At 68.9% G+C, this 13,434-nt stretch carries 11 protein-coding genes; 6 read left to right on the top strand and 5 right to left on the bottom strand.

Features of this window, described 5'->3' with window-relative positions; translation table 11 throughout:
• The first annotated feature begins 390 nt into the window (after positions 1-390).
• The gene (locus JIX56_RS13405; RefSeq protein WP_257540489.1) at positions 391-1,464 is read left to right on the top strand and encodes a hypothetical protein; all 1,074 of its coding nucleotides are present in this window, start codon (positions 391-393) and stop codon (positions 1,462-1,464) included.
• Between the two features lie 114 nt (positions 1,465-1,578).
• Here the strand turns inward: JIX56_RS13405 and JIX56_RS13400 are convergent, their stop codons facing one another.
• Genes JIX56_RS13400 through JIX56_RS13390 form a run of 3 tightly spaced genes read right to left on the bottom strand, consistent with a single transcriptional unit; the run spans position 1,579 to position 4,786 of the window.
• Positions 1,579-2,433, bottom strand: coding sequence for a carbohydrate ABC transporter permease (locus JIX56_RS13400; protein WP_257550839.1), 855 nt, complete (start codon positions 2,431-2,433; stop codon positions 1,579-1,581).
• A gap of 12 nt (positions 2,434-2,445) precedes the next feature.
• Positions 2,446-3,348, bottom strand: a complete 903-nt coding sequence (locus tag JIX56_RS13395; RefSeq protein WP_257540487.1) for a carbohydrate ABC transporter permease — start codon at positions 3,346-3,348, stop codon at positions 2,446-2,448.
• Positions 3,349-3,379: 31 nt separating this feature from the next.
• Positions 3,380-4,786 carry an extracellular solute-binding protein gene (locus JIX56_RS13390; protein WP_257540485.1) on the bottom strand — a complete coding sequence of 469 codons (1,407 nt, stop codon included), beginning with the start codon at positions 4,784-4,786 and terminating at the stop codon, positions 3,380-3,382.
• Positions 4,787-4,972: 186 nt separating this feature from the next.
• Here JIX56_RS13390 and JIX56_RS13385 point away from each other — a divergent pair, with 186 nt between their 5' ends.
• Complete coding sequence (locus JIX56_RS13385) at positions 4,973-5,551, top strand: hypothetical protein (RefSeq protein ID WP_257540483.1); 579 nt, start codon at positions 4,973-4,975, stop codon at positions 5,549-5,551.
• Between the two features lie 10 nt (positions 5,552-5,561).
• Here JIX56_RS13385 and JIX56_RS13380 read toward each other — a convergent pair whose 3' ends face one another.
• The gene (locus JIX56_RS13380; protein ID WP_257540481.1) at positions 5,562-6,251 is read right to left on the bottom strand and encodes a response regulator; all 690 of its coding nucleotides are present in this window, start codon (positions 6,249-6,251) and stop codon (positions 5,562-5,564) included.
• Complete coding sequence (locus JIX56_RS13375; RefSeq protein WP_257540479.1) at positions 6,248-7,978, bottom strand: ATP-binding protein; 1,731 nt, start codon at positions 7,976-7,978, stop codon at positions 6,248-6,250. Before JIX56_RS13375 ends, JIX56_RS13380 begins: the two co-directional genes overlap by 4 nt.
• Positions 7,979-8,550: 572 nt before the next feature.
• Between JIX56_RS13375 and JIX56_RS13370 the strand changes: the two genes are divergently transcribed.
• The 4 genes from JIX56_RS13370 (at position 8,551) to JIX56_RS13355 (ending at position 13,335) form a co-directional block, all read left to right on the top strand.
• A complete protein-coding gene (locus tag JIX56_RS13370) occupies positions 8,551-9,933 on the top strand; it encodes a cation:dicarboxylate symporter family transporter (protein WP_257540477.1) in 1,383 nt (460 codons plus the stop codon).
• Between the two features lie 187 nt (positions 9,934-10,120).
• Positions 10,121-10,585 (top strand): MerR family transcriptional regulator, encoded by a 465-nt coding sequence (locus JIX56_RS13365; RefSeq protein WP_257540475.1) that lies wholly within the window; start codon positions 10,121-10,123, stop codon positions 10,583-10,585.
• 14 nt (positions 10,586-10,599) lie between these two features.
• Positions 10,600-10,914, top strand: coding sequence for a thioredoxin family protein (locus JIX56_RS13360; protein ID WP_257540473.1), 315 nt, complete (start codon positions 10,600-10,602; stop codon positions 10,912-10,914).
• Between the two features lie 171 nt (positions 10,915-11,085).
• The gene (locus tag JIX56_RS13355) at positions 11,086-13,335 is read left to right on the top strand and encodes a HelD family protein (protein WP_257540471.1); all 2,250 of its coding nucleotides are present in this window, start codon (positions 11,086-11,088) and stop codon (positions 13,333-13,335) included.
• The last annotated feature ends 99 nt before the right edge of the window (positions 13,336-13,434 follow it).

Here is a 13,434-nt window from a genome sequence, read left to right as displayed (position 1 = left end):
GCGCCGCCTTGTGGGAGGTGGGCCGGGTGTGGAGGAGGCGGTCGAGGCGTACGGTCACACCCTGGGTGTCTACCGGGACTTCCAGGACTGGGTACCGATCAGGCCGAACTCTCCAGAACCTGGCCGCCTGCCAAGAGGCACAAGGACCTGGGCAAGCTCCGCTACGTCGGCCCGGAGGTCCCGTCGTGACGGGACCGGTCCCCACTGATGCTGAGTACCTTGCGCGCATGGCCGTAGTGGAGCTGGGCATGACGGGTCTTCGAAGTTGAGCGGTGCTCCGCTCTGCTTGCAGCACGACCGAAAGGCCTTCGTTCTGACAGGAATCACGCATGCGCGGGGAGGCAGCGAACTGTGACACGCTCAACTACTCGGCTCGGAGCGGCCAGTCTGGTGACCTTGCTGGCGCTGTCGGTCGGCTGCACGTCGTCCGCGGACATTTCCTCGAAGGACGATGCAGCACCGCCGTCCGCTTCTGCACGAGTGCCGGTCATCACGACGGCACAGGCCAAGCAGATCTTCGAGCAGTTCGACCGTGGAAGCGCCGCCGCCGACGCAGCGTTGGACGACTCGGCCGTCCGCAAGGTGCAGACCGGAGTCCTGCTCAAGGAGTCGCTTGCCGTATACCGGCTCTACCGCGAAGCGAACATTGGGGGCAGTGCCACTCACTTCACGAAGCCGCGCTATCTCATCCCGGCGGTAGAGGACCCGAAGAGGTATCCGCGGTTCTTCGCCGTGACCAGCAAAGAGGAAGGGGAAGAGGACGACCGCAGCTCGGTGATCTTCTACTTCGTCCAGCCGGAGGCGGACGCGCCGTGGAAGGCCACGGCGGACACATTCGCAGTGACCGAACCCGTCAAAGAGTCCGCAGCCTCGGAAGCATCACCGACTCCTGCACCAGCGGAGAGCGAAGAGGACTTCGTGTCTGTGGAACCGAAGCAACTCCCCGACGTACACCGCGACGCCTCGGGAGCAGTGCAGCTCTCACCGGCCGCGGCGTCAGACCGCTCGGCATGCGACGATTTCGCCGACTACCTCAGCTTCACACTGCCGCACGGACGCCCAGTCGATGACCGCTTCACGTCAGGCGGGTTCACGAGCGATGTCGTCCGGCACTACAACGGATGGGCGAGCGACAGCCTCACCCGGCGCTTCTCCACCGAGACAACCGGCACACCACTCCCCGTCTTCCGCCTCGCCACGGGAAGTTCCCTCGTCGCGTGCCAGTTCGTCCAGGAGTACCACGCGGAGGGCAAGACGCCATCGGACACGGTGCAGTTCGACGAAGGCTCGGACATCGACGTGCTACTCGGCGGTGGAGGCGAGAGCTGGCGCAAGGTTGACGTGGTGTACAGCATGACCGCGCTGATCGAGGTGCCCCCGGGCAAGTCGGCCGCCGCCACAGTCCTTGCCTGCGACTGCTACGCCCCTCAGCCGCTCTCAGCGACCGGTGTCCGCCCCGACTGACGTGGTCCAGCGGCACTCTGGCGACTCTGGCGTTCCGGACGACGTTTCCCTCGATTGCACTCCAGTTGCCGCGCGTCCGGTGAATGGGACAGCCGTATACCTCCACCATCCCTGTCACCCCTTGACCGCCCCACCCAAAGCAAACCCCCCACCCAACCGCCTGGCCACCCCCACATACAACAAAATCACCGGCGTCGAGTAAATAACCGAGAACGCCGCCAACTGCCCATAAATCACCGTCCCCCGATTCCCGAAGAACTCATTGATGCTCACCGCCGCCGGCATCTGTTCCGGTGTGAGGAGCAGCATGAACGGGACGAAGAAGTTCCCCCACATCATCACGAACGAGAAGACGGTCACCACGGCGACGCCCGGGCCCATCAGCGGCAGTACAACCCGCAGCAGCGACTGAAGCGACGACGCGCCGTCGGTCCACGCCGCCTCCTCCAGTTCCTTCGGAACGCCGTCCATGAAGTTTTTCATCAGCCAGATGGCGAACGGCAATTGGGACGCGGCGAAGAAGAAGATCGTGCCCTGCATGGTGTCGATCAGGTTCACCTGGACGAACAGCGCGTACACCGGCACCATGATCGCTGTGATCGGCAGGCTTGTCGCGAAGAGGATCGTGAGGAGGAAGGGGCGGTTCAGGCGGGAACGGAATCGGGACAGGGGGTAGGCCGCCAAGGCCGCGCACACCACCGTCAACGCCGTTCCTCCGCCGCACAGGAGCAGGCTGTTCAGCAGTGGCGTAAAGGTGATTTCCGGGGTCAGGACAGCGTCGAAGTTGTCGAGGGTCACGCCGTCCGGGAGTTTCACCGTCAGGTTCGCCTGTGGGTCGACCGACGAGAGGATCACCCAGGCAAGCGGGAGTACGAAGGTCGCGGCGACGACCAGGAGGCCGATGTCTGCGGCCAGGCGGTGGCGGACTGTGCGGCGGGAGGCGGGCGTTCGGGTGTTTCGGGTATTCAGGGCCACGAAAACTCACACCTCCGTTCGCAGCAGCCGCAGATAGATCGTCGAGAACAGCGAACCCACCACCAGCAGCAACAGCGCCACCGCCGTGCCGTAACCGATCATGCTCTTCTGGAACGCCTCCTCGTACATGAACAAGGGGAGCGTTTGGCTTTTGCCGCTGGGGCCGCCCCGCGTCATCACCCAGATCAGGCCGAAGACCGACAGCGTCTGCAACGTGATGAGCATCAGGTTCGTGCCGATCGAGCGGCGGATCATTGGGAGCGTGATGTGCCACATACGGCGCCAGCCGCCCGCGCCGTCCACCTCCGCCGCTTCCGTGATCTCCTTCGGTATTTCGTTCAGGGCTGCTGAATAGACCAGCATCGAGAAGGCTGTGCCTCGCCAGACGTTCGCGAACGAGACCGCCAGGATGGGAAGCGTGTACAGCCAGTTCTGGGTGGGGAGATGGAGCCAGTCCAGGATGGCGTTCAACGTTCCCTCTCGGCGGAAGAAGGCGTAGAGGAGGAATCCCGCCACCACCTCCGGCAGGACCCACGCCGTCACGACGATTCCGCCCACCAGCGTGCGGACGGGTTTCGAGGCGCGTTGCATCAGGGCTGCCAAAGCCAGGCCCAGTGTGTTCTGGCCGATCAGGGCCGATATCACCGTGAAGACCAGGGTCAGCCATACCGCGTTGAGGAACGCCTCGTCCCCGAATGCCGTACGGAAATTGTCGAACCCGATGAACGAATCCTCGGCCTGGCCGGTGAGTTGGAGGTCGGTGAAGGCGATGTAGGCGCAGTAGGCGATCGGGCCGGCGAGGAAGAGGAGCAGGAGGACGGTGGCGGGGGTGAGGGGGAGGACTCGGGTCAGGGAGCGGAGTGTGGGGTGCGGTGGCGGCCCGGCTGCCGGCCTCGCGGGGCTCTTCATGCGCGCGGGCTCATGCTTCGATCACGCGGGCTCATTCTTCGATCACCTGGTTGTCCGTGGCCGCTTTCAGCTCCTCGTCGTAGTTCTCGGCCGCTTCGGACACCGAGGCATCGCCCGTCGTCACGGATTCCATCGCTTCCTGAATGGCGGTGGAGACCTTGGGATACGCCGGGTACGCGGGGCGGTAGTGCGTGCTCGGCACCAGGTCGGTGAAGAACTTGATGCCGGGTTGGGCTTCCGCGTAAGCCGGGTCCTCAGCCACGTCCTTGCGGACCGCGATTCCGGAGTTGGCGATGTACCACTTCTGGGCGTTCGCCTTCGTCTGCATCGTCTCGATGAACTCGAAGGCGAGGTCGGGGTTGCCCGCCTTGTCGGGGATGGCCCAGGTCCAGCCGCCGGACATGCTCACCTTGCCGGGGGACTGGCCGTTCTGGGTGGGCATGTGGGCGAGGCCGAGTTTCTCCGACCAGTCCGGCCATGCGTGGCCGCTGCCGGGCAGCCAGTCCTGGGGGAGCCAGGAGCCGTCGAGGTTGATGCCGAGTCTGCCCTCGGGGAGGAGTTCACCGCGTACTCGGGTGGAGATGTTGGGGTCCAGGGCGTCGGAGACTTCCGGGCCGAGTTTCTCCTTGTAGACCGTCTCCACGAAGGTGAGAGCGTCTTTGAAACCCTGCGTGCCGGCCTTCCATTTCTTCGACTTCTCGTCGTACAGGGGGTCGCTCGCGTCGGCGGCCGTGGCGTCTTCCGTGCCGTAGAGGAGCATTTCGAAGCCCTGCATCGTGGCGGCCTCGCCCGCCGGTTTGCCCGTGTAGACGTTCAGGGGAATGACGTCGGGGACCTTGTCCTTGATCGTGCGGGCGGCGGTGAGGATGTCGGCCCAGGTCTTCGGCTGCCAGTCGGCCGGCAGGCCCGCCTTCTCGAAGATCGCCTTGTCGAACCACAGACCTCGGGTGTCCGTGCCGTCCGGAACGCCGTACGTCTTGCCGTCCTCGGCCTTCGCCGCGGTCTTGGCCGTGTCGATGAACTGGTCCCAGTCCTTCCAGTCGGCCAAGTAGTCGTCGAGGGGTTTCAGATAACCGCTCGTGATGTCCGAGTTGATGAGGAACGTGTCCTCGTAGACCAGGTCCGGGGCCGTCTTCGGGGAGCGGAGCATTTGCTGGACCTTGGTGTAGTACTCCGAGTCCGGGGCCTTGATCGGGACGAGTTTCACCTTCTTGCCCGGATTCGCCTTCTCGAACTGCTTCTTGACGTCGGCGAGGAAGGTGTCCAGGACGCGGATCTGGTTGTCCGTGGACTGTTTGTAGGAGACCTCGACCGTGTCCGGGTCGCTGCCGGAGCCGGTGCCGCAGGCGGTGAGCGCGCCGGGGGCGGTGATCGCCAGGGCTGCGGTGAGAAGGAGGCGAAGGGGGGATCGGCGGGGGCTGGGTGCGGTGGGGCGCACGGGCACGACCTCCTGCTGGCTACGTCGTTGTGGCCTGGGTGGGTGCCCGGTGACGGTACGAGGAGTGGTCTAGTCAGGTCAATGTGTCTGCACCGGTAGGGTGCGTCGGCACCCCCGCCACGCCCGCTTCCGCCCCCGCCACGCCCGCTTCCGCCTCCGCTTCCGCCTCCACCCGAAGGGACACCCGTGCCGGAACCCGCCGACCGAGCCGACCGTGCCGACCGAGCCGACCGTGCCGACCGTGACGTCACCGCCGGGCAGTTGCTGCTCGCCGAGTACCAGACCGTCAAGGACGAGCAGAAGACCCGTATCGGCTTTCGGGACAATCTCCTCTACGTCACGCTCACCATCCTCGCCGCCGTCATCGCCGCGACCGCGCAGGCCGAGCAGCCCGCCATGCTGCTCGCGCTGCCGCCGGTGTGTGTCGTGCTCGGGTGGACCTACCTCGTCAACGACGAGAAGATCTCCGCGATCGGGGCGTACGTGCGGGGGGATCTGGGGCCGCGGCTCGCGCAGCTCGCCGGTGCGGAGAAGGTTTTCGACTGGGAAGTGGCCCACCGTTCCGATGCCCGGCGCCGCTCCCGTAAGGCCATACAGTGCGGGATCGATCTGCTGGCCTTCTGTGTCGTTCCGCTCGCCGGGCTTCTTGTGTATTGGGCGAGTGGGAAGACCGGTTCCGGGCTTGTCGTGCTCTCCGTCGTCGAGGCCCTCACGATCGCCGGGCTCGGGGCCCAGGTCGTCCTCTACGCCAAACCCTTCACCTGACGGGGGCTGCCTACCCCTTCACCCACCGATACTGCAGCTCCGGCCGCCCCACCTGCCCGTACTGCGGACTCCGCGCCGCCCGCCCCGCGTCCACCAAGTGCTCCAGGTACCGCCGAGCCGTGATCCGGGAGATGCCCACCGCTTCCGCGACCCCGGCCGCCGTCAGGCCCTCACCCGCATCCCGCAGGGTCACCGTCACCCGCTCCAGCGTCGGCGCGCTCAGCCCTTTCGGCAGGGCGGCCGGCCCCGGTGCCCGCAGGGTCGCGAGCGCCCGGTCCACCTCGTCCTGGCCGCTCGCCTCGCCCGCCGCCGCGTGGAACTCGGCGTACCTCACCAGCCGGTCCCGCAACGTCGCGAACGTGAACGGCTTCAGTACGTACTGCACCACCCCCAGCGACACGCCCTCCCGCACCACCGTCAGGTCCCGCGCCGATGTCACCGCTATCACGTCCGCGTGGTAACCGGCCGCACGCAGCGAGCGGGCCAGCTGCAAGCCGTGTACGTCCGGCAGGTGCAGGTCCAGCAGCAGCAGGTCCACCGGCGTGCGGTCCAGCGCGCGGCGTGCCTCCGCGCCCGTGTGGGCCTTGCCCACAGCCGTGAAGCCGGGGACACGGCCGACGTACATCATGTGGGCGTCGGCGGCGACGGGATCGTCCTCGACCACCAGGACTCTGATGGGATCGGCCTCGGCCTTGGTCATACGTCGTCGCCTCCAGCCACAGTGGCCCGAGGGGCCTGGACAGCCTTGGTGGGAACGGGAACAGGAACGGCCCCAGCCCCAGCCCCAGCCCCGGCACCGGCCCCGGGATCGGTCGTACGCAGCGGCAAGCGGACTTCGAACTCCGCTCCGCCCCCGGCCGCCTCCGACACCGTCAGCGTGCCCTCATGGCGGCGCGCGGTCTGCCGTACGAGGGCCAGGCCCAGCCCTCGACCTCCCGGGCCCGCCGGTTTCGTCGAGAAGCCGCGTTCGAAGACGGCCTCCGCGTGAGCCGGGTCCACACCGGTACCCGTGTCCGTCACGCGCAGCACAAGGACGGAATCGTCCGTCGACTCCTCTGCCCCGTCCGTGTACGCCGTGACCGTCACCCGCGCCCCCACCGACCCCTGCGCCGCGTCCACCGCGTTGTCGATCAGATTGCCCAGGACGGTGACCAGGTCCCGCGCGGGGAGGGACTCCGGGAGGAGGCCGTCGTCGATGCGGCTGTCCTCCGACACCACCAGCTCCACGCCCCGCTCGTTCGCCTGGGCGGTCTTGCCCAGCAACAAGGCCGCCAACACCGGCTCGCTCACCGCGGCCACCACCTGGTCCGTCAGGGCCTGCGCCAGTTCCAGTTCCGCCGTCGCGAACTCCACCGCCTCGTCCGAGCGGCCCAGCTCGATCAGCGAGACGACCGTGTGGAGGCGGTTCGCGGCCTCGTGGGCCTGCGAGCGGAGCGCCTGGGTGAAGCCGCGTTCGGAGTTCAGCTCGCCCGTGAGGGACTGGAGTTCGGTCACGTCCCGAAGCGTGACCACCGTGCCGCGGCGCTGGCCGCCCGACACCGGGGACGTGTTCACGACCAGCACCCGTTCGGCGGTCAGGAGAACCTCGTCCACCCTCGGTTCCGAGGACAGGAGCGCCCCCGTCAGGGGCGCCGGCAGGCCCAGCTCCGCGACCGAGCGGCCCACGACCTTCTCCGTCACACCCAGCAGCTCGCGCGCCCCGTCGTTGATGAGGGCCACGCGGTACTGGCCGTCGAGCATGACGAGGCCCTCCCGCACGGCGTGCAGGGCGGCCTGGTGGTAGTCGTGCATGTTGCTGAGCTCGGCGGCGTTCATGTTGTGGGTGTGGCGGCGCAGCCGGGCGTTGACGATGTAGGTGCCGATGCCGCCGAGGCTGAGGGCGCCGGCGGCCACGCCGACGAGGGCGGTCAGCTGGTCCTGGACGCGGTCGCTGATCGCCTGGACCCTGATCCCGGCGCTGACCAGGCCGATGACCTCGCCGTTCTCCATGACCGGGGTGACCGCGCGGACGGACGGGCCGAGGGTGCCCGTGTAGGTCTCGGTGAAGGACTCGCCGTTCTGCGCCTTCTCTATGTGGCCGAGGAAGGGCTGGCCGATCTGCCGGGGGTCGGGGTGCGTCCAGCGGATGCCGTCACGGGTCATGATCGTCACGAAGTCGACGCCGGCGTGCTGCCGCACCTCGGTGGCGTACGGCTGGAGCCGCTTGGTGGGCTTGGGGGTGTGGATCGCCTCGCGCACGGAGGGGGAGTCGGCGACCGTGACGGCGACGGCCAGGGCCTGGCGGGTCGCCGCCTCCTCCGCCTGGCTGCGGTCGCTGACGTACGTGAACAGCGCGTACCCGGCCACGACGGCCGCGATCAGCACCGCCTGTACGGCGAAGAGCTGGCCGGCCAGGCTGCGGGGACGGAGGCGGGGCGGGACGCGCATGCCAACAGTCTGCTCGACGTGTCGGCGTGAACTAAATGAACGGAAGGGTGACCGCCCTCACAGGGCGGGGGATAGTCACCCCATCGACTCGTCCAGCACATGGACAACGAGAGGGAGTACGACTCCCGCCCCGGGACCCCACACCCCGAGCCGCCGGGAGCCCGTCTCCCACCTCGGGAGGCACCTCTCCCCACCACCGGGAGCCTGTCTCCCTTCACCGGGAGCCCCCCAGCTCCCACCGCCGGAAGCCCCCAAGCCTCCGGCCCGGAAGCCTGTCGGCTTCCACCGCCGGGAGCCCCGGCTCCCACACCCCCCGGGAGCCCCGCTCCCACCGGGAGCTCCGGCTCCCACCGCAGGGAGCCTCCCCAGGCTCCCGCCCGGGAGCCCCCACTCCCAGCCCCGGGAGCCCGCCGGCTCCCACCCCCGGGAGCCGGTCTCCCACGTGGGAGCCGGTCTCCCACCCGGGAACCCGCCGGTTCCCACCCCTGGGAGACCGTCTCCCGAATTTCCCCCGGACGTGAGCCGCACGCCGGAAGAGCGAGCCGACGACGACGTCGACGAGGAGGGCAGCCGTGGCCAGCACCACTCATACGGCACCTACCGCACCCGCCAAGCGGGACCGCACCCACTACCTGTACATCGCCGTGATCGTGGCTGTGGCCATCGGCATCGCCGTGGGCCTCATCGCCCCTGACTTCGCCGTTGAGCTGAAGCCCATCGGCACCGGCTTCGTGAACCTGATCAAGATGATGATCTCGCCGATCATCTTCTGCACGATCGTGCTGGGCATCGGCTCCGTACGGAAGGCCGCGAAGGTCGGCGCGGTCGGCGGTATCGCCCTCGCCTACTTCACGGTGATGTCGCTGGTCGCCCTCGGTATCGGCCTGGTCGTCGGCAACATCCTGGAGCCGGGCACCGGCCTCGCGGTGACCGACGCGATCAAGGAGACCGGTCAGGCGCAGGTGTCGGCCGAGGCCAAGGACACCACCGAGTTCCTGCTCGGCATCATCCCGACGACACTCGTCTCCGCCTTCACCGGCGGCGAGGTCCTCCAGACGCTGCTCGTCGCCGTGCTCGCAGGCTTCGCGCTCCAGGCCATGGGTGACGCCGGCCAGCCGATCCTGCGCGGTGTCGAGCACATCCAGCGCCTCGTCTTCCGCATCCTCGCGATGGTGATGTGGGCCGCCCCGATCGGCGCCTTCGGTGCCATCGCGGCCGTGACCGGTTCCGCGGGCCTCGACGCCCTCAAGAGCCTCGCCGTGCTGATGCTCGGCTTCTACGTCACCTGCTTCCTCTTCGTCTTCATCGTGCTCGCGGCGCTGCTGCGGATCGTCTCCGGCCTCAACATCTTCACGTTCTTCAAGTACCTGGGCCGTGAGTTCCTGCTGATCCTGTCCACCTCCTCCTCCGAGTCGGCGCTGCCGCGCCTCATCGCGAAGATGGAGCACCTGGGCGTCAGCAAGCCCGTCGTCGGCATCACCGTCCCGACCGGCTACTCCTTCAACCTCGACGGCACCATGATCTACATGACCATGGCGTCCCTCTTCATCGCCGACGCCATGGGTACGCCGATGTCGATCGGTGAGCAGATCCCGCTGCTGCTCTTCCTGCTGGTCGCCTCCAAGGGCGCGGCCGGTGTCACCGGCGCCGGCCTCGCGACCCTCGCGGGTGGCCTCCAGTCCCACAAGCCGGCCCTGGTGGACGGCATCGGCCTCATCGTCGGCATCGACCGCTTCATGAGCGAGGCCCGCGCCCTCACCAACTTCGCGGGCAACGCGGTCGCCACGGTCCTCATCGGCACCTGGACCAAGGAGATCGACAAGGAGCGCGTCGACCAGGTCCTCGCCGGGCAGCTGCCCTTCGACGAGAAGACGCTGCTGGACGACGGGCATGGACCTGCGCCGGAGGCCGCGGCCGCCGAGTCGGACGGTGAGAAGGAACTCGCCAAGGCGTAGCGGGTTCCGGCCCCCAAGAACGCCGTACGGCCGGGTCCTCCCCCCGTAGACCCGGCCGTACGGCCCACAACTGAAGAGCACCAGAACACCGAGCGGCCAGGTCCTCCCCCTATGGACCTGGCCGCTCGGCTTTTGTCTGTTCCCACGTTCTTTCCTTCACGTCGGCGTCAAGGAATACCGTCATCGCATGCGCATCGGCGAGCTGGCGGCACGGGCCGGGACGACGACACGGACGTTGCGGTACTACGAGGCGCGCGGGTTGTTGCCCGCGCGGCGGAGCGATGGGGGCACCTCCCGCTCGAGCGAAGCCGAGAGTGGGGGAGGGTACCGGACGTACGACGAGGGGGATCTGAGGCTGCTGCGGCAGATCCGGACGTTGCAGGACTTCGGGTTCGACCTGGAGGAGACGCGGCCCTTCGTGGAGTGTCTGCGGGCCGGGCACCCGGAGGGCGACTCGTGTCCGGCGTCGCTGGCGGTGTACCGGCGGAAGCTGGACGAACTCGACGCGCTGATCGGTGAGCTGGCGGCCGTGCGGGCGTCGGTCGGCGAGCAGCTGGCGCGGGCCGAGCGGGCGCGGGAGCGGCTGGCGGCCGAGGCGGAGGTTCCGGGGGGTCCGGAGCCGGGGTGTGAACTGGGAGGCGGGGAACTGTGATCAGGGCGGCGGGTGTGGCCGAGGTGACAGACGCGGACTTCGAGGCGGAGGTGATCGGGGCGGAGCTGCCGGTGCTCGTGGAGTTCACGGCCGACTGGTGCCCGCCGTGCCGGCAGATGGGGCCGGTGCTCAGCGCCCTCGCCGCGGAGGAGGGGGAGCGGTTGAAGGTGGTGCAGCTGGACGTGGACACCAACCCGGACACCACCCTCGCGTACAAGGTGCTGTCCATGCCGACGTTCATGGTGTTCAGCGGCGGTGAGCCGGTGAAGGCCATGGTCGGCGCCCGGCCGAAGCGGCGGCTGCTCGAAGAACTCGCCGACGTGCTCTGACGCCTGGACGAGAAAGGCCCCCGAGCAATTGTGCTCGGGGGCCTTTCTTGCGTATATTTGATGGTTCGCGACTTGAAGGGGATCGGGTCGCAAAAAGTTCAGTGAGCAGAGTATATCCGGGCGGGAGTGGAATTGTCAAACACCGGCTTTTCGCGTGATGAACAAGATGAATTGCGGCGCGAACAGGAATTCATCGACGGGCTGTATGCCCGCGTGGACGCCCTGCGCGGTGCGACCGAGGGCTCGGTCACGGACGCGCTCGCCCAGGGCAACACGCCCATGCAGGCCCGTCTGGAGCGGGACATCCTCGTCGCCGAGCGCTCGGGGCTGCTGGCCGCGCTGAACGCCGTCGACGGTTCGCTCTGCTTCGGCCGACTCGACCTCGCGAACGGGCTCAGCCACCACATCGGCCGGATCGGGCTGCGGGAGGACGACACCGAGCGCACCCCGATCCTGATCGACTGGCGGGCCGACGTCGCCCGCCCCTTCTACCTCGCCACCGGCCACACCCCGATGGGCCTGCGCCGCCGCCGGCACATCACCACCGAGGCCCGCCGGGTCACCGCCCTGCACGACGAGATCCTCGACCTCGGCGACGAGACCCGCACCGGGTACGAGGACCCCACCGGCGACGCCGTCCTGCTGGCCGCCCTCAACTCGGCCCGCACCGGCCGCATGGGCGACATCGTGCAGACCATCCAGGCCGAGCAGGACCGCATCATCCGCGCGCCCCACCAGGGCGTGATGGTCGTCGAGGGCGGCCCCGGAACGGGCAAGACGGCCGTCGCCCTGCACCGGGCCGCGTACCTCCTCTACGAGCAGCGCGAGCTGCTCGCCAAGCGCGCCGTCCTCATCGTCGGCCCCAACCCCGCCTTCCTCGGCTACATCGGCGAGGTGCTGCCCTCCCTCGGCGAGACCGGCGTGCTGCTCTCGACCGTCGGCGAACTGTTCCCCGGCGTACGGGCCACCGCGACCGACACCCCGGCGGCCGCCCGCGTCAAGGGACGTGCCGACATGGCCGAGGTGCTCGCGGCCGCCGTACGGGACCGGCAGACGCTGCCCGACCCGGTGATCGCCATCGAGCACGACCGGGAGATCCTGATGCTCGACGACGACCTCGTACGGGTCGCCCGCGAGCGCACCCGCGAGGCGAAGCTCCCGCACAACGTGGCCCGCGAGCACTTCGAGGGCTACATCCTCAACACCCTCACGGAGATGGTCACCGAGCGCATCGGCACCGACCCGTACGACGGCTCCAACCTCCTCGACGCCAGCGACATCACCCAGATCCGCGACGAGCTGGCGGAGAACCCCGAGGTCTGGTCCGCCATCGGCCGGCTGTGGCCCCGGATCACCCCGCGCCGCCTGATCGCCGACCTCCTCGCCGAGCCGGACGCGTATCTGTCCCCGGAGGACGCCGACGCCGTACGCCGTCCCGTCACCCGTGCGTGGACCGTCGCCGACGTACCGCTTCTCGACGAGGCGGCGGAGTTGCTGGGCGAGGACGACCGGGTGGCGCGGGCCCGCGCCGAACGCGAGCGGGAGACCCAGATCGCGTACGCGCAGGGCGTGCTGGAGGTGTCGTACGCGTCCCGGACCTACGAGTTCGAGGACAAGGAGGACAACGACCCCGACGGCTCGGAGGTGCTGTCCGCGCACGACATCATCGACGCCGAGCGGTTCGCGGAGCGGCACGAGGAGGACGACCACCGCAGCGCCGCCGAGCGGGCGGCGGCCGACCGGACCTGGGCGTTCGGGCACATCATCGTCGACGAGGCGCAGGAGCTGTCGCCGATGGCCTGGCGGCTGCTGATGCGCCGCTCGCCCACCCGCTCGATGACCCTGGTCGGCGACCCCGCCCAGACGGCGGAGGCCGCGGGCGTCGGCTCCTGGGCCGACATCCTCGCGCCGTACGTCGAGGACCGCTGGGAGCACACCCGGCTCGGCGTCAACTACCGCACCCCCGCCGAGATCATGGCCGTCGCGGCCGGGGTCGTCCGCGCCGAGCGGCCGGACTTCGAGCCGCCGAGCTCCGTACGGTCGACGGGCGTACGGCCCTGGGCGCGCCGCGCGGCGCCGAAGGAACTGCCCGCGGAGGTGGCCAAGGCGGTCGTCGAGCTGACCCCGGCCGAGGGACGGCTCGCGGTGATCGCGCCCCGCGAGCTGCACCGGGCGCTGGCGGCCCGCCTCGACGGGGTGACGGCCGGCGCGGAGCCGGACCTGACCCATGCCGTCGTCCTCCTCGACCCCCGGCAGGCCAAGGGGCTGGAGTTCGACTCCGTCCTCGTCGTCGAGCCCGGACGCTTCGGCACGAGCGACCTGTACGTGGCCCTGACGCGGGCGACGCAGGCGCTGGGCGTCGTGCACGCGGACGAACTGCCGGAAGCACTGCGGGAGTTGTCGACGGCTGGCCTGAAGTAGCCGGGCGGGCCCCGCCGGGCGAGTGCCCGGCGGGCCATGGCCCTCGTCACCGTCACCACAGGTGCACCAGGGATCACCAACCCGTAACAGTTCCCGTCA

The sequence above is a fragment of the Streptomyces sp. CA-210063 genome, assembly GCF_024612015.1.
Taxonomy (GTDB): Bacteria; Actinomycetota; Actinomycetes; order Streptomycetales; family Streptomycetaceae; genus Streptomyces.
The sequence above is the reverse complement of the archived record's forward strand: the minus strand, read 5'-3'. Positions and strand labels throughout refer to the sequence as shown.